15 protein-coding genes are annotated in these 16,991 nt (G+C 59.7%); 1 reads left to right on the forward strand and 14 read right to left on the reverse strand.

From position 1 onward, the window contains the following. Positions 1-13: 13 nt before the first annotated feature. Positions 14-481, reverse strand: coding sequence for a hypothetical protein (locus GE543_RS17980; protein ID WP_153222040.1), 468 nt, complete (start codon positions 479-481; stop codon positions 14-16). A 444-nt stretch (positions 482-925) separates the two neighbouring features. Between GE543_RS17980 and GE543_RS17985 the strand changes: the two genes are divergently transcribed. Beyond that, complete coding sequence (locus GE543_RS17985) at positions 926-1,165, forward strand: DUF2789 domain-containing protein (RefSeq protein WP_032703026.1); 240 nt, start codon at positions 926-928, stop codon at positions 1,163-1,165. A 19-nt stretch (positions 1,166-1,184) separates the two neighbouring features. Here the strand turns inward: GE543_RS17985 and GE543_RS17990 are convergent, their stop codons facing one another. The 13 genes from GE543_RS17990 to iolE all read right to left on the reverse strand — a co-directional run bounded on the left by GE543_RS17990 (position 1,185) and on the right by iolE (position 16,942). Further along, positions 1,185-2,669, reverse strand: a complete 1,485-nt coding sequence (locus GE543_RS17990) for a DUF2235 domain-containing protein (protein ID WP_046270631.1) — start codon at positions 2,667-2,669, stop codon at positions 1,185-1,187. A gap of 272 nt (positions 2,670-2,941) precedes the next feature. Beyond that, positions 2,942-4,546: a methyl-accepting chemotaxis protein gene (locus tag GE543_RS17995; RefSeq protein WP_153222041.1), complete on the reverse strand. Its 1,605-nt coding sequence runs from the start codon at positions 4,544-4,546 to the stop codon at positions 2,942-2,944. A 192-nt stretch (positions 4,547-4,738) separates the two neighbouring features. Then, entirely contained in the window at positions 4,739-5,143 is a 405-nt protein-coding gene (locus GE543_RS18000) for a TraR/DksA C4-type zinc finger protein (protein ID WP_002554078.1), read from the reverse strand. 302 nt (positions 5,144-5,445) lie between these two features. After that, complete coding sequence (locus GE543_RS18005) at positions 5,446-6,471, reverse strand: ABC transporter permease (protein WP_003370536.1); 1,026 nt, start codon at positions 6,469-6,471, stop codon at positions 5,446-5,448. Positions 6,472-6,518: 47 nt separating this feature from the next. Beyond that, positions 6,519-8,096: a sugar ABC transporter ATP-binding protein gene (locus GE543_RS18010; RefSeq protein WP_153222042.1), complete on the reverse strand. Its 1,578-nt coding sequence runs from the start codon at positions 8,094-8,096 to the stop codon at positions 6,519-6,521. A 69-nt stretch (positions 8,097-8,165) separates the two neighbouring features. After that, on the reverse strand, positions 8,166-9,101 hold the full coding sequence (locus GE543_RS18015) for a sugar ABC transporter substrate-binding protein (RefSeq protein WP_153222043.1): 936 nt from the start codon (positions 9,099-9,101) through the stop codon (positions 8,166-8,168). A 44-nt stretch (positions 9,102-9,145) separates the two neighbouring features. Then, a complete protein-coding gene (locus GE543_RS18020) occupies positions 9,146-9,316 on the reverse strand; it encodes a hypothetical protein (RefSeq protein ID WP_153222044.1) in 171 nt (56 codons plus the stop codon). 252 nt (positions 9,317-9,568) lie between these two features. Continuing rightward, positions 9,569-10,588: a Gfo/Idh/MocA family protein gene (locus GE543_RS18025; RefSeq protein ID WP_153222045.1), complete on the reverse strand. Its 1,020-nt coding sequence runs from the start codon at positions 10,586-10,588 to the stop codon at positions 9,569-9,571. Between the two features lie 25 nt (positions 10,589-10,613). Next, complete coding sequence (locus tag GE543_RS18030) at positions 10,614-11,624, reverse strand: Gfo/Idh/MocA family protein (RefSeq protein ID WP_003417661.1); 1,011 nt, start codon at positions 11,622-11,624, stop codon at positions 10,614-10,616. A gap of 66 nt (positions 11,625-11,690) precedes the next feature. Further along, a complete protein-coding gene (gene iolD, locus GE543_RS18035) occupies positions 11,691-13,628 on the reverse strand; it encodes a 3D-(3,5/4)-trihydroxycyclohexane-1,2-dione acylhydrolase (decyclizing) (protein WP_003417662.1) in 1,938 nt (645 codons plus the stop codon). Positions 13,629-13,682: 54 nt separating this feature from the next. Next, entirely contained in the window at positions 13,683-15,185 is a 1,503-nt protein-coding gene (locus GE543_RS18040) for a CoA-acylating methylmalonate-semialdehyde dehydrogenase (protein WP_153222046.1), read from the reverse strand. 28 nt (positions 15,186-15,213) lie between these two features. Next, positions 15,214-16,023 (reverse strand): 5-deoxy-glucuronate isomerase, encoded by an 810-nt coding sequence (iolB, locus tag GE543_RS18045; protein WP_003348011.1) that lies wholly within the window; start codon positions 16,021-16,023, stop codon positions 15,214-15,216. A 13-nt stretch (positions 16,024-16,036) separates the two neighbouring features. Beyond that, positions 16,037-16,942 carry a myo-inosose-2 dehydratase gene (gene iolE / locus GE543_RS18050; protein ID WP_153222047.1) on the reverse strand — a complete coding sequence of 302 codons (906 nt, stop codon included), beginning with the start codon at positions 16,940-16,942 and terminating at the stop codon, positions 16,037-16,039. Positions 16,943-16,991 lie beyond the last annotated feature (49 nt).

Below are 16,991 nucleotides of genomic sequence, written 5' to 3' on the forward strand. Positions count from 1 at the left end.
CGTCTGGCCAGTGTTACTCGCTGGCCTTGAACGTCAACTCGCCCTTGCGCCATTTGGCAGCCTTGCCGACGGCGCCTTTGAGAAGCTTGCTCATGCCGATCTGCAATTGCTCTTTCGCAGCGAAAACCATGAACACGGTCTGACCTTCCTTGAACACGATACCGTTACCTTCGGGGACGTGGACGAAGGCATATTCGCCCAGCCCGTACACGGTGGTCTTGATTTCGCGGAATTTCAATTCGAGCTTGCCGCCCTCGCGACTGGGCAGAACAGAAGCACGGAAATGATCGCCCACCTTGAGTTCAAGGCGAGGTTTGTCGTCGACGACCAATGCGCTTTCGGTGTCGATTTCGGCGATATAAATGCCTTCGGCTGATTGCTCGGTGATGTAGACAAAACGGGATTGGAACTGCTTGACCAATTGTGCGCGGAGATCGCCGAGCACGAACAAGGCATGGGTATCCAGATTACTTACAGCCAAAGTACAAACCCTCAAACATGAAATGAGGCTGCCTGATGTCAGGGCAGTCGAGAAAGTGATTCATCCATAGACCGCTTCATGTGGCCGGAGATTGTCCGGCATGCTGCACGCAGAAGCGCAGACAGCGCCGCCGCAAACCTTGTGCAGGCGGGTGGCGGATTCTACCGGCTCATGGCCGCTACGGGATATATACCTTTTGTACACAGCAGTGTCGCGCAAGCGCTGGCGCCCCGAAAATAGCGGTCAGCCCCAGGCACGGCGCAAAGGCTGGACGGGTTCCAGCCTGCATGGTGTGCATCCTGCGATAGCAGAAACATATCATTTATAGCCGCTGTAGAAAAAGCCATCTTTTCCTGCACAGCCAAATGCATCGAACTCTTGCCTGTGCCCACCACTCCCATAAGAACTGATGAATACGGGGATAACCCCCGGCGAGGAGATGACATGGAACAGACTACATACGCCATTGGAGACTTGTTCGATCAATTGGGGCTGGACTCCGATGATGAGAGCATCGAAAAGTTTATCGCCAGCCATCCTCTGCCCGACGACGTCAAACTGATCGACGCAGAGTTCTGGACGCCGCGTCAGTCTGACTTTCTCAAGGAACAGCTGCGCGGTGATGCCGAATGGGCGATGGTGGTCGACGAACTGAACGTGCGTCTTCACAAAAAGCCCGAGTGAGCCACTCGGGCGTTGAGGCCTATTGCGGATAACCGGGCTGGCCGATATTGGGATGCAATATCCGGCCGCCTGGCTGGGGTGCGTGGACGAAAACAGCGTCGCCTAATGTACCTACTCTGCCGACCACTGCATTCCAGTGCGCGGACTGATGAATGTAGCGCCAGCGCAGTAAGGCCTCTTCATGACTGTCAAGCAGGTAAGGCCCGCCTCGCGCATAGTCGATCAACCGGGTAGAGATATTCTCGAGTTCGGGAGGCAGCTGGAATTCAGGTGTCAGTGGCACCGGATTGAAAGGCACGCCCTCATCACACGCCAGTGTGTGCATGACCAGCAACGATACCCTCGACAAGTGGCCAAATACCTGGCGGCTCATGCCCACCGCGGCAACGACCGTACTCATGCCATTCAAGCTTTTCCTGCACCGATAACATTTGCTCTCGCATGCCTGAACCCGAAGCCAGGCCTGGCTATCGAGCGGGTCGATCCAGTAATCGCGGTTCATCCGGTTTAACTCAGCCTGTGCCTCCTTCCAGCTCGATGCCGCCTCGTACGGGCTGCCACGGCTGACCACACTGCCGCGGGGGCGCGTGAGCAGTACGCTTTCTTCCATTTGCGGAGGATATCCCCCGCCGATATCGGAATGGGCACCAGGCAGAACGATTTCCCTGGGCCACACGGGCAGGACGCTATTCAACGCAAAGTTGCGCCGTGATTCATCGCGAGCCACCAGATGCAGCACCTGCTGCGCGCACCCCGGAGGCAGGTACAGATTGACCCTCCTGTTGCTCGCATCGCGGGTATTGCCCATGTCCTTGAAGCTGCCTATGGCCGCCACGGTGTCGAACAGACCGATAACCTTGAGCCGTACGCTGCCGTTGCTCCAGCTGAAACTGTCGCTCAACCTGACCTTGCGGCTTTCGAGTATCGGCTCGAGCATGCCCGAACGCTGCTTTAGGATTTCATTGACCAGATGCCTGGCCGACGCTGCACCTCGGCTGAAGCCGAACACGTCCAGTTCCAGCGCATCCAGCACACAATCGGGGTTGTCGCGGGGGAACGCCTTCAATACCGACTTCAGCTTTTTGAATGCGTTTTCCACCTTGGATATCACGCCGGTGGCCCCGCGGCCAAAACTCTGCCCCGGCCATACCGAATCACGGCCACCGGAAGTAGTGCCGGCACCGCTTACATAGATCGGGTAATACACCTTCAGGCCTTCACCGTCATTTTCGGCAACAGGTTGCAGGCGGTAGATATCGACCAGTCTGGCTATATTGCTCGGATCATTACTGTAACTACTGCCAGGCTGAACATGACGACCCGCACACGCTTTAATGTGCTGCCCCGCATTGATATCGATCAATGCCTGGCAGTCGGCACCGATCTGACTGTTGACGCGGTTATTTCCCGTCCCATCGAAGAAAATGCCTACCCGCGCCGTGACGCGGCGGGTCACCACATCTGAAAGGACTGCTGACTGTTGGAAACTCCATTTATCGCTCATAACTTTTCCGTCCCTAGAGGCAAGCCAAGAAAAGGCCGCACTTAAATCAAAACGTAAATAACGTTGATTTAAACAGCTTGCTTAAAGACAGTGAGCAGTCAAGCCATGTTGCGCCTTTTCAGACCGTTCCTACGACTTCTATAGTCATGACTTTATTACTTATAAATAAAACCCTACACACACGCACCGATAACTTTTCTGATGCACTCTTTCATTGAAAAACCAACTAACAGGCCAGCCCTCTTGCCGACCTGAATGAGCGTTTACCCGTATCAACGGCCTTGCGGCCTGTACCCCAGGCGCAGACCACCCCAGTGTCGGCCGTTGATCATGATCGGCACGGACAGGTCGTGCATCAGTTCGCCGGTGTCTCGCGTGTAGGTTTGCAGCAGGACCGGCTGTTGGTGGCTGCCACAGCGAATGCCGGTACGGTCATCGAACTTGCGCTTGCTTCGATTGCGCGCGTTATCCAGCGTGGCATCGCCGGTCAAGGGCTGGCTGAAGGCATTGTTGTGCGTCGGCACATAGCCCTGTTGCGTACAGGCGATGGCAAATACCAGACCTTCATGACGCGACAGCAGCGGTTCCTGCAGTGCTGGCAGTACCTGATCGGTGTAACGGTCGAAACGCGTCGTAAAGCGGGTGGGCGACGTATTGGCGACGGATTTGTAATTGCGGTCGAACAGGTCATCAAGGCTGACCCGGCCCTGTTCGATATCGGCCTCGAACTTTTCGCTGATCATTCGCGCGCCTTCACGAGCCAGGTCGTAAATGCGCTGGTGGTATTCATCCAGACCGACCTGCGCCAGGCGCTGGCTGATAGTCTCGGCCTGCCCCTCCATCTGCACTGCGGACTTGGCCAGTTGCCGGGTCTGCTCATCGCTGACGGCAAGATCACTGCGCATGTGCTCGACAGCGTCGAACAGGCTTGCCAACTGATCCTGATTGCTCCTCGCGCCCTGCGCGATTTCGCCGACCTGGCTTTCCAGCTCAACCGCAAGCCGGGCGATATTGCCCAAGTGCTCGCCGGTCAGCTCGACCTGCTCGACCCCCACATCCAGATCGGACGACAGCTCGCGAATCTGCTCCACGACCTGAGCGGTGCGCTGCTGGATATCCGCCACCATCTGCCCGACCTCGCCCGTGGCACTGGCAGTGCGGCCGGCGAGACCACGGACTTCGTCGGCAACCACCGCAAAACCGCGTCCGTGCTCGCCAGCCCGCGCCGCTTCGATGGCGGCGTTGAGCGCCAACAGGTTGGTCTGGCTGGCAATCGACTGAATGACCAGCGTCACACGCTGGATCTCTTCGCTGCGCTGGCTGAGTGCCTCGATCAGCTCACGGCTGCCGACGGCACGCTTGCTCAGGCGGTGCATGCGTTCGATGGACTCATTCAGCACGCCACTGCCCGATTCGCTGCGCTGCCGCGCCTCGCTGGCAGCAACCAATGCCTGCTGGCTCAACTGGGCCGTCTGTTGCTCGGTGGCGATCATCTGCTCGGCACTGCTGACGATCTGTTCGGCAGCCCCCAGTTGCGACTGCACCTTGCCAGCCAGTTGACCAACGGAAAAGGCCACCTGGGCCGCGGACAGCGCGTTATGACTGGTGGTGCGCGACAGGTCGCGAGTCAGCAAGGCGATATCGCTGTCGCCCACCGCGCCGCCTGGCAGCGCTTGCCTGCTGCGCACCAGGCGCGGCAACCAGACCACCAGCAACGCCAGAGGAATGACGACATATAGCGACAGGCCCGCAACACTCATGGCGGCGAACAGCAAGCACAGACCAACGCTTTGCACCGCCGGCACCCACCACCTCGATGCAGCGTCGGGCGTATCGGCCAGCGTTAATCCGGCTGCCATGGATAGGTTCTCGGCCATGTTGCGTCACCCCGTCTGTCATTGTCGTTATGGCGCTATTAAACGCCAGATAACGGCCTTGTGCCATGCGCTGTTGGTCGTAGCGCCCGAGCGATGGCGATCAACGCGTTTTCGACAAATTCCGGGCACAACAAAACCGGGAGGCAATTGCTTGCCTCCCGGTCTGGTCACTCAGTCGCGGTTACCTGCGTATCAGGCCTGGCGCTGGTGCTTGTCGATCTGCTCGTGGCGCTCTTGCGCTTCGATGCAATACTTGGTGGTCGGGCTGATCAGCAAGCGCTTGAGGCCGATTGGCTCGCCGCTGTCGTCGCACCAGCCGAAGGTGTCGTCGGCAATACGCGAAAGGGCCATTTCCAACTGTGGCAGCATGCGCTGGTCGCGATCGATCACGTTGACCAGCCAGTGACGCTCTTCTTCGACCGAAGCGGCGTCAGCCGGGTCGGCAGGCGTGTCCAGGCTCTCGATCGCAATGCGGCTCTGCTCGATACGCTCATGGATCTCGACCTTCATGCCCTGCAACAGCTCGACGAAGAAAGCGTGCTGCTCGGCGTTCATGTAGTCATCGGCCGGCATGGCCAGCAACTTTTCCTTTGTCATTTATTTCTCTATAAAAAAACGTGCATTGAGGAGCGGCCTGACGTTGCCGTTCAAACCAATAATCTCCAAGCGCCACCTGGCACTCAATTTACGAGGGGCGGCAGTCTAAGGCCGGCTAGCGGGCTCGGCAACACAATTGAAGGATTTTTGTACAGCAATTACCGTAAAACCCTTGAAATGCGGGCGAAAGACCTGGCCAGCAGGTTGCTTGATGAGGCTCTGACCCACTGACAACCAATCGGTTCCTGCAAACTCCAACGCACAAAAGGGCCTTGAAAGGCCCTTTGCTGCAGGTGATTGAATCAGCGCTTGGTCTTGCGCTTGTTGCGATATTGATCGATTACCACGGCCACGACAATGATCAAGCCTTTGATAATGTCCTGAACATAGGCGTCCACCCCGACAAAGGTGAAGCCGCTGGCCATCACGCCGAGGATCAGCGCACCGATCACCGTCCCGGTGATCCGCCCAACCCCTCCGGAAAGGCTGGTGCCACCGATGACCGCAGCGGCGATGGCGTCCAGCTCGTAGGACATGCCCATCCCGGCCTGCCCGGTTGCCGCGCGCGCCGAGGCAACCACCCCTGCCAGCCCGGCCAGCAGCCCTGCGATGCTGTAGACAATCACCAGATGACGCTTGACGTTGATGCCTGAAGTACGTGCCGCCTGCATGTTGCCGCCAATGGCGTAGGTGTATTTACCGTACTTGGTGTAACGCAGGGCTATGTGAAAGATGACCGCCACCACCAGAAAGATGATCACCGGCATCGCGCCCTGGCCGATGGCCGTGTACGAGTCGGAGAGCATGCTCACCGGCTGACCTTCGGTATAGAAGCGTGCCAGACCGCGCGCAGAGACCATCATGCCCAGCGTGGCAATGAACGGTGGAATGCCGGTTATGGCAATGATGCTGCCGTTAATGGCGCCTGCCAGCAGCCCGACCCCGAGCCCGACGACGACCGGAATCCACACCGGCAGGTCGGTCAGCGACGGGAACACCGCCCGGGAGAAGTCGGAGGTCTGTGCCAGGCTCGCGGCAATCATCGCTGAAAGCGCAAGTACCGAGCCGGACGAGAGATCGATGCCTGTAGTAATGATCACCTGAGTCACGCCGATGGCCAGCAAGCCGATGATCGACACTTGCAGGATCATCAATACCAGACGCTGGGAATTGAGCAGGAAGCTCTGATCACGGACGATCCAGCCGAACAGTTCAAAGATCAGGCCGATGCCGATCAGCACCAGAAAGATGCTCAGTTCGGTGGGCAGCCGCCGTTTGCTTCTGGTCGGCGTCATGGCCGGTTTATTTTGCAGAATCGCGTCGCTCATGTTCGTTTTCCTCTTGTTCTTCTTCTACCGAGCCCTGTAGTGCGAACTCAATGAACCTTGTGGCCGGAGGCCAGATGCATGACTTTTTCCTGGGTCGCTTCGCCACGATCGAGGATGCCCATCATTTCGCCTTCGTGCATGACCATGACCCGGTCACTCATGCCAAGCACTTCCGGCAGCTCCGAGGAAATCATGATGACCGCCATGCCTTCACTGGCCAGCAGGGAGATCAGGCGGTAGATTTCCACCTTGGCCCCCACGTCGATACCGCGTGTGGGTTCATCCAGAATCAGCACCCTGGGGTTGGTCATCAGCCAGCGCGCGAGCAGTGCCTTCTGCTGGTTACCGCCGGATAATGTGTCGATGCACTGTTCCAGCGACGGCGTCTTGACCCGAAGCTTTTTACACATGTCTTCGCACAATGCGCGCAAGGCCTTCTGTTGCACGAAACCGCTACCGGCATAGTTGGCCAGCACGGCCATCTCCATGTTTTCCATCACCGACAGGCATGGAAACAGGCCGGTCAATTTGCGGTCCTCCGTAAGCAGCGCAAAACCCAGTTCGATGGCCTGATGTGGATCGCCGATGTGCACCGTCTTGCCATCGAAGCGCACCTCGCCGCTGTCGCTGGGGGTTATGCCGAACAGGGTCTCGGCCACATTGGTGCGCCCGGAACCCATCAGCCCGGCAATGCCAAGCACCTCCCCGGCACGCAGGTCGAAGCTCACATCCTTGAAAATGCCGTTCAGGCTCAGCCGGTTGACGGACAGCAGCACGTCGCCTGCCGGTTTCTCCCGCTCGGGGAACAGTTGGGTCAGTTCACGGCCCACCATCATGGTGATCAGGCTGTCGCCGTCCATGCTGTCGGCGCGCTGCAGGCCGATGTAGGCGCCGTCGCGAAACACCGCCACTTCGTCGGCGATTTCGAAGACTTCGTTCATCTTGTGGGTGATGTAAATGATGCCTTTGCCCTGGGCACGCAGGTCGCTGATGATCGAGAACAGGTGAGCGACTTCGGTTTCGGTGATCGCCGAGGTCGGTTCGTCCATGATCAGCACGTCCGAGTCGTATGACACGGCCTTGGCGATTTCCACCATCTGCCGCTCGGCAATGCTCAGCGTGCCGACCAGTTCCTCGGGGTCGAGCTTGATGCGCAGGCGCTCCAGCAGCTCGGCAGTGCAGCGGTGCATCTCGCGGTGATCGACCATGTGCAGGCCGTTGAGCTGCTCGCGACCGATCCAGATGTTCTCGGCAATGCTCATGAACGGCATCAGGTTCAGTTCCTGATGGATCATGGCGATACCCGCCTGCAACGCTGAAAGAGGCGTATCGAAGCGGACCGGCTTGCCACGCAGGCGGATTTCGCCCAAATCCGGCTGATAGATGCCCGCAATGATTTTCATCAGGGTCGATTTTCCGGCTCCGTTCTCGCCCATCAGCGCCAGCACGCTGCCAGGGCGAACGCGCAGCTGCACATCGTTGAGCGCAATGACGCCAGGGAAGCCCTTGCTGACATGGCTGATTTCCAGCAGATACGGGGCCTGGACATCAGGCGCCTCACCACCCCCGTCGCCGGACGGCAGATCGCGTTGCGCGGGCGGATTGGCAGTAGCAGAACCGAACATGATCACAACTCCTCAAGCGGCAGGCTGCGGGAGAGCATTTGCGGGCCCTCCCGGGCCTGGCGATCGTTGTTATTTGAAGGTGGCGACGTTTTCAGGGGTGATCAGGCGATAAGGAATGATGATCGCCTGGGGCTCGACCTTTTCCTTCCTGGCCAGTTTCACCGCGGCATCGATCGCCCCGTCGGCCTGCCCTTTCGCGTCCTGATAGACCGATACGGCCAGATCGCCCTTGGTCACGGCGTTGAGCCCGTCCGGCGTACCGTCGACACCGGCGACGAAAACGCTGCCCTTGCCGACGCCTGCCTGCTTCAGCGCCATCGCTGCACCAATGGCCATTTCATCGTTGTTGGCCAGCACCGCGTTGAATTTGCGCCCTTGCGTGAGCCAGTCGTTGGTCAGGTCCATGCCCTTCTGGCGCAGCCAGGTACCGGTCTGTTCCTCTTCTATCTTGATGTCCGGGTACTTGGCCAAGACTTCCTTGATGCCCTTGGTGCGGTTTAGCGTGGAGTTGTTGGCCAGGTCACCCAGGAGAATCATGACATTGCCCTTGTCTTTCATTTTGTCGGCGATGTATTGCGCCTGAAGTCGACCGGCCTCCATGTCATCCGACGTCACGGTGGCGACGCCTGCTGGCAGCTTCGGATCGTCCGGACGGCGGTTGACGTAGACCAGCGGGATACCTGCGGCGACCGCTTCCTTGGTGATACGCGCGGTAGCAGCGGTGTCGACCGGATTGACGATCAGCGCGTCGACTTTCTTGTTGATCAGGTCCTTGACCTGATCAAGCTGCTTGTTGACGTCCGCGCGGGCATCGACGAATTGCAGGTCCACTTTCTCGCTCGTGGACATGATTTTGGCCTTGGCATTCATGTCGTCACGCAGGTAGGTCAGCCAGGTGTCATCGAACTGCGACATGGCCACACCGATCTTGATATCGGCCAAAGCTGCACCGCTGCCCAACATCAGCGCCATCGCCAACGAGGTCAAAGCAATCTTGGTCTTCATGAGGATCTGTCTCCAAATTCTTGTTGTTGTGTGGATGCAGCGAATCAGCGTGACAGGCGGATCCCGGTAGCACCGGGAATGCAGAACAATTGCGCATCCTTGTGGCGCACGCGCAGGCCTTGGGCGACGACGGTGAGAAATCGCTCCAGGGTCCGGATCCAGAATGACGAGGTGGCAGAACGCTTGGCGGTGAGGCCAGAGGTAGGGGTTTTCATCGACAGTACCTATCTTTTGTTTTGTTTTTGTAGGGCTTGCTTCTCGTGATCTGAAAAACCTTCAAAACGCGAGTGATTCGATAGTCGGTAACCTGAAAACGACTCTATTGGAAAATATTTTCCAATTCAACTGATTTTAGAATTTTATTCCATTTCATTTTATTCGCTTACAGAGACGACAAAGCCCGACGCATGGCAAGCGTCAGGCTCTCTTCGATAACGGGCGGCTGGATGCGCTGCAGCGCGCAATGGCTACAGCACCAAAACGCGCCCTTCTCTAGCGCTCAGGCGCGCGGCATCCATGACCTGCGCAGAGGCTATCGCATCGTGTGGATTGACCGGATTACTGCCCTGCTCGTCGACGGCGCTTTGCAGCTGGCGGTAGAACTCCAGCCAGCAACCGCGCTCCGACGGCACGCGCTCACGATGCTCGCCCTGCTCGAACCAGCCCCAGCGCCGATGCTCCTCGACACCCCAGCGCTCGCCCTCGGACTTTGGCGTGAGCCCGGCAAAGGCGGCCTCTTCCTGGCCGTCCAGCCCGTCGACGCTGTAACAACCCTTCGCCCCACTGACCCTGAAACGCGGCTTGGCACTGTTTTGCAGGCAGCTGCCGGACAAGTGTGAAGTCACGCCGCAGGCATGGCGCAGGGAAACGAAGAACGTGTGATCCAGTTCGTCGTGCGGCGCAGCGAATTGCAGTTCCGCATACACCCGTTCGACCGGGCCGAACAGCACCAGCGCCTGATCCACCAGATGACTGCCCAGGTCACGCAGCACACCTCCGCCGCTGGCCTTGCCGACAGACCGTGGCGAATAACGCTCGATGCTGGACTCGAACCGGCTGACCGCGCCCAGCGCCTCACTGTCGAGCAATTTGCGTACGGTGAGGAAGTCCGAATCCCAGCGGCGGTTCTGATAAACGCTGAGCAGTACGCCACGGCGCTCGGCCGCGTCCACCAGCTCGCGCGCCTGCGCGGCATCACTGGCGAAAGGCTTGTCGCTGACCACCCCGACACCCAGTTCTATCGCTTCGAGGATCAACGCTCGGCGCGAGGCCAGCGGCGTGGAAATCACCACCACATCAACCCCGGCAGCGACCAGCTCGGCCAGTGTGTCGAAGGTCGCCACACCGGGATGGTCTATGGCCACTTCCTGCTTGCGCTCGGGTGAACGGGTCACCACCCCCACAAACGTGGCACCCGGCAAACTTGAAATCAGCGTCGCATGAAAGTAACGCCCGCCCTTTCCGTAGCCTACCAATCCTGCTCGCATGCATCCCTCCTTTATGTGTCAGGCGTCAGCCGTAGAAAGCCGGACGCATCGCCAGTGTGACAGGGACGATTGCCCCGCTGTTCTGCGCCAGAATACAGGCATCGGCGGCCACGGCGGCGGCATAGCCATCCCACGCGGAAGGCCCGAAGATCGTCCCGGCCTTCACTCCGTCGATGAAATCCTGCAGTTCAACGTCATAGGCGGCGATGAAACGGTCCTTCCAGTCCATCAGGATTTCGTTCGACAGCTTGGCTTCGCTGCGCAGCTGTACCTGTGACGGCTCGGGTAATCTGGCGATGCCGCTCTCGCCCACCACTTCACACTGGATGTCGTAACCGTACTGACAGTTGACGAAGACCTCAACGTCGATGCGTGTACCGCGCGCCGTTTCCAGCATCACGATCTGCGGGTCTTTCATGTGTGCCAGGGCCTTGCTGGTCTTGCGCGGGAAGACTACCTGCACCGACACGTAGTCGTCGTTGAGCAACCAGCGCAGCACATTGAGTTCGTGAATCAGCGTGTCGGTGATGGCCATGTCGGTCTTGTAGTTCTCGCCCACACGCGGGTTGCGGTGCGCGCAATGCAGCATCAGCGGCTCACCTATCCGGCCGCTGTCGATCACTGCCTTGAGCGCGCGATAGCCTTGATCATAAGGGCGCATGAACCCCACCTGCACCAGACGCCTGCCACTGGCAATCTCGGCTTCGACAATGTGCCGGCAGCCTTCGGCAGTCACTGCCAGCGGCTTCTCGCAGAACACCGGCTTGCCCGCAGCGATGGCCGCCAGCACGTACTCTTCGTGACTGGGCCCCCAGGAACAGACCAGAACCGCCTCGACGTCCGGCGCGGCGATCAGTGCGTGCCCGTCGGCATACACTTCGGCGCTGATGTCCAGCTCGCGCACGACCTTCGCTGCTTGTTCGAGATTGATGTCGGTGACAGCCACCACCTGACTGCCAACCAGCGTCTTGCTGCACCGCCGGATATGATCCTGACCGATTGCGCCTGTGCCGATCACGCCGAGTTTCAATGCCATGTTCATGTTCCTTTTTTTATTAGGTATTCCCGGGAAGGGAGTCATGGAGTCCGAACGAGAAAACGATCAGTACTGACGCGCCTTGGTCAGCTCGCGACTGAGCCTGTCGTACACCTGCGCCGTGGTGCCGGTGGTCGACACTTCGGCAACCCCGACACGCCACCAGGACAGGTAGTTGTGGATCATGGTCTTGGGCAGGACCTTGATGTCGATCAGGGTCGAGACTGTCTGCTGCTGCGCATCGGCCAGTGCGTCGCGCAACTGCTCGGCGGTGCTGACCTTGTAGGTCTTGCAGCCGTAGGCGGCAGCGCTCATGGCGAAATCCACCGGCACAAAGTCGCCATCGAGCTTGCCGGTTTGCGGGTTACGGAAACGGAACTCGGTACCGAAGCTGTTCATGCCGTTGCCCATTTGCAGGTTGTTGATGCAGCCAAAGGTCATGTTGTCGAGCAACACCACGTTGATCTTGCGCCGTTCCTGGATCGAGGTGGCCAGCTCCGAATGGAGCATCATGTAAGAGCCATCGCCGACCAGCGCAAAGACTTCGCGGTGCGGCGCTGCGAGTTTCACGCCCAGTGCGGCGTTGACCTCATAGCCCATGCATGAATAGCCGTATTCGACGTGATAGGTGTCGACCCCGGTGCTGCGCCAGGCGCGCTGCAGGTCACCCGGCAGGCTGCCTGCCGCCGCGACGATCACCGCGTCTTCAGGCACGCTCTGATTGAGGATGCCCAGCACGCCGCTCTGGGTCAGGCACGAACCGGTCAGCTCGATGAACTCGCGCAATACGGCCGGGTCCAGGTGATCGTTGATTTCCGGAGCAAAATCCTCGCCTTGGTACTCGACCGCATACAGGCGATCGACCTCGGCCTCCAGCTCGGCACGCGCGGTCTTTGGCGCATCGCCCCAGGCCGCACGATAGCCGCTGGCTTGCAGGCTTTCGCTCAATGCCTGCAATGCTACCTGTGCATCGGCCAGCAACTGCACGCCGTCCAGCTTCTGCACATCGAAAGCGCCGACATTGAGGTTGAGAAACTGCACATCCGGGTTCTGGAACAACCATTTCGACGCAGTGGTGAAATCGCTGTAGCGGGTGCCTACGCCGATGATCAGGTCCGCTTCTTTTGCCAGCCGATTGGCCGCCAGCGTGCCGGTTTCGCCAATGCCGCCCATGTTCAACGGGTGCGCCGAAACGATGGCGCTCTTGCCGGCCTGGGTTTCGGCGAACGGGATATCGAAGCGCTCGGCAAAGGCTTGCAAGGCATCGGCTGCACCTGAGTAACGCACCCCGCCGCCACAGATCAGTAGCGGCTTGCGCTTGCCGGCCAGCAGCTGCAACGCGTCGTCGAGCATGGCCTGGCTCGGCGGGCGACGGTCGATGCGGTGCACGCGCTTTTGCAGGAAGCTGTCCGGGTAGTCGTAGGCTTCGGCCTGCACATCCTGAGGCAGCGCCAGGGTGACGGCGCCCGTATCGGCCGGATCGGTCAATACGCGCATGGCATTGAGCGCTGCGCTCATCAACTGCTCGGGCCGGTTGATGCGGTCCCAGTATTTGCTCACCGCCTTGAACGCATCGTTGGTGCTGATGCTCAGGTCGTGGAACTGCTCGATCTGCTGCAGCACCGGATCGGGCTGGCGGCTGGCGTAGACATCACCCGGCAACAACAGCAGCGGGATGCGGTTGGCCGTGGCCGTTGCGGCAGCGGTGACCATGTTCGCCGCGCCAGGGCCGACCGATGAACTGCACGCGTAGATTTTGCGCCGCAGGTGCTGCTTGGCAAAACCGATGGCGGCGTGGCACATGCCCTGCTCGTTGCGGCCCTGATGGACCACCAGGTCGCCGCTGTCCTGCTCCAGCGCCTGACCAAGGCCCAATACGTTGCCATGCCCGAAAATGGTGAAGACACCCGCGACGAATTTGCTTTGTACGCCGTCGACTTCGACGTACTGGTTATCGAGAAACTTCACCAGGGCCTGGGCCATGGTCAGTCGGGTTGTACTCATGTTCACACCTTGTTGTTGTTTGAGGTGGAAAGCGTTGCGATGCGTTGCCGCGAATTATTTGGCAGTCGGCATACTGAACTCGGGGCCTTTGGCGATGCTGTCCGGCCAGCGCTGCATGACGCTTTTGTAGCGGCTGTAAAAACGCAGGCCTTCTTCGCCATAGGCATGGTGATCGCCAAACAGCGAACGCTTCCAGCCACCAAACGAATGCCAGGCCATGGGCACCGGGATCGGCACGTTGATGCCGACCATGCCGACCTTGATGTTGCGAGCGAATGCACGCGCCACGCCGCCATCGCTGGTGAAGCACGACACGCCATTGCCGAACTCGTGGGCATTGATCAGCGCCACGGCACTGGCAAAATCCGTGACGTGGACGATGCCCAGCACCGGGCCGAAGATTTCTTCCTTGTAGATCTGCATCTGCGGCGTGACGTGGTCGAACAGCGTCGCGCCGACGAAAAAGCCCTGCTCGGCACCCGGCACCTTGAAGTTGCGCCCATCGACGAGCAGCCTCGCGCCCTCTTTGACGCCCTGATCGATGAAGCCCTCGACCTTGGCCTTGTGCACAGCGGTGACCAGCGGCCCCATGTCCGAATCGGCCTGCATGCCGTTGCCGACCTTGAGCTGGTCGATGCGCGGCAGCAGCTTGTCGATGAGGCGCTGGCCGACATCGCCAACCACCACGGCAATCGAGATCGCCATGCAGCGCTCCCCTGCCGAGCCATAAGCCGCCCCGATCAAGGCGTCGGCGGCCTGATCCAGATCAGCGTCGGGCATCACGATCATATGGTTCTTGGCCCCGCCCAGCGCCTGCACGCGCTTGCCGTGGGCAGTGCCTTGCTGATGGATGTATTCAGCGATCGGGGTCGAGCCGACGAAGGAAATAGCCTCGATGTCAGGGTGCTGCAGCAACGCATCGACCGCTACCTTGTCACCCTGCACCACATTGAAGACGCCATCGGGCAGACCGGCTTCCTTGAGCAGGCGCGCCATCAGCAGGCTGGCCGACGGATCGCGTTCGGAAGGTTTGAGGATGAAGCAGTTGCCCGTCACCAGCGCCATGGGAATCATCCACAAGGGCACCATGACCGGAAAGTTGAAGGGCGTGACCCCGGCGCAGACGCCCAGTGGCTGACGCAGGTTCCAGTTATCGATACCGCCGCCGATGTTGTCGCTGAAATCGCTCTTCAACAGGCTGGGCGCACCGCAGGCAAATTCGACGATCTCGATACCGCGCACCACCTCGCCGCGTGCGTCGGACAACACCTTGCCGTGCTCGCGGCAAATGATCTGCGCCAGTTCATCGTGGTGCTGGTCCAGCAGCTCCTTGAACTTGAACATCACCCGCGCCCGGCGCAACGAGGACTGCTCGGCCCAGGCCGGAAACGCAGCTTTGGCCGCCGCAACCGCTTCATCCACGGTCTTGACGCTGGCCAGCGCAACACGCGCCTGAACCGTGCCGATTGCCGGGTTGAAGACCTCGCTGTAACGCTCACCTTCGCCATTGCTCAGGTGTCCGTTGATGTAGTGGCCGATCACCGGTGACTCGTTCATCTCATGCCTCCAGAACAAAAATGGGAAATCAGAGATCCAGCAGCCAGCTGTGCTGCGGATCGTTGTGGAACTGCCAGGCGCGCGTCGGACCGGCCATTACGTTCAGGTACCAGGATTCATAGCCATAAGGGACGGAGACCGGGTGGTAGCCCTTGGGCACGGTCACCAGATCGTTGTTTTCCACGGCCATGGCCTGATCGATGCTGCGGTCGTCGGTGTAGACCCGCTGAAAAACGAAGCCCTGCGGCGGGTTGACCTGGTGGTAGTAGGTTTCTTCGAGGAAGCTCTCGTGCGGCAGGTTGTCCCGGTCATGCTTGTGCGGCGGGTAACTGGAGGAATGCCCGGAAGGTGTACGCACCTCGACCACCAGCAGCGAATGCGCCGCTTCACTGTCCGGCAATATGTCGCACACATAGCGGGTATTGGCGCCCTTGCCGCGTACGCTGCGCTTCATGCTGCCCGGCATGATCAGGCGTGCCGGAAAATGTTTGCCGGCATCGCCCGGCGCCGTGCATACGGCAAGCTGCACCGCGCCGCGCGCGACAAACTGTGCCTGGCTATGCGGCGGCAGGTAGACCGCGAATGGCGATTTCTCTTCGAACACCGATTGCCGGTCGCCGATGTTTTCCCAGTTGAAAGCGCCCTGCCCCGGCGCTTCGCCACTGACGCTGGCGTGCCCGGTCAGCAGGACCACGCACAGCTCGTTTTCTCCTGCGCTCAGTGGCAGGGTTTCTCCGGACTCCAGGCGGTAGGCGGCGAAGTTCACGTATTCCAGTGAACCGGGTGCCAGCGCTACGACGTCGCGGCCAGTGGATTTGCTCTTGGTCAGCAGGTTCATGATTCATTCCTCCTTATCGTGCATCGGCCAGCAGCTGGCGCAACATGTCATAGCCCTTTTTGGCGTACACATAGCTCGGCGCTACGGCGGGGTCCTGTTCGGCCTCGACCACCAGCCAGCCGCTGTAATCGGCCTGCAACAAGACCTTGAGCAGCGCCGAGAAGTCGATGTCGCCGTCGCCCGGCACCGTGAAAGTGCCGTTGATGATGCAGTCCGGAAAGCTCCACAGATTGTTGCGTGCCAGTTGCACCACCGGTTTGCGCACGTCCTTGAAATGCACATGACAGATACGCTGGATGTGCTTGCTCAACACCTGAAGAGGTTCGCCACCGCCCATGTAGCAATGCCCGGAATCGAACAGCAGTCCGACTTCCTCGCCGGTCAGCGCCATCAGCCGGTCGATATCCTGCGGCGACTCGACGTAGGCGCCCATGTGGTGGTGATACGCCAGGCGCACGCCTCGAGACAGGGTAAAACGCGCCAGCTCGGTCAATTTTTCGGCGTATTCATGCCAGGCGGCATCGGTGTGAAAACGCGGTCGTTCGACCAGCGGGATACGCTGCCCCTGAATCGAGTCGGCCACTTCGCCATACACCAGCACCGAAGCGCCATTTTCGGCGAGCAGTTGCACATGACCAGTGATGGCTTCGATCTCCTCGGCCACCGAACGCCGCGACAGGCGGCTGGAGTACCAGCCGGACACCAGCGCCAGATCATGGGGCCGCAACACATCACCGACGCCCTTGGCATCTTTCGGAAACTTGCCGTTGAGCTCGAAGCCTTCATAGCCAATGGCTTTGCCTTCGCTCAGCGCCGTGCTCAGCGAGGTTTCTCCGCCGAGGGCCGGCAAATCATCGTTGCTCCAGGAGATCGGATTGATGCCGATGCGGATCCTGGGTGTGGAAGTCGAAACGGGCATGGCTGCACCTTTTTTGTTGTTATCGCGACGTTGTTGTCGTGACGTCGAA

Source organism: Pseudomonas sp. SZ57 (assembly GCF_009495975.1).
GTDB lineage: Bacteria > Pseudomonadota > Gammaproteobacteria > Pseudomonadales > Pseudomonadaceae > Aquipseudomonas > Aquipseudomonas syringae.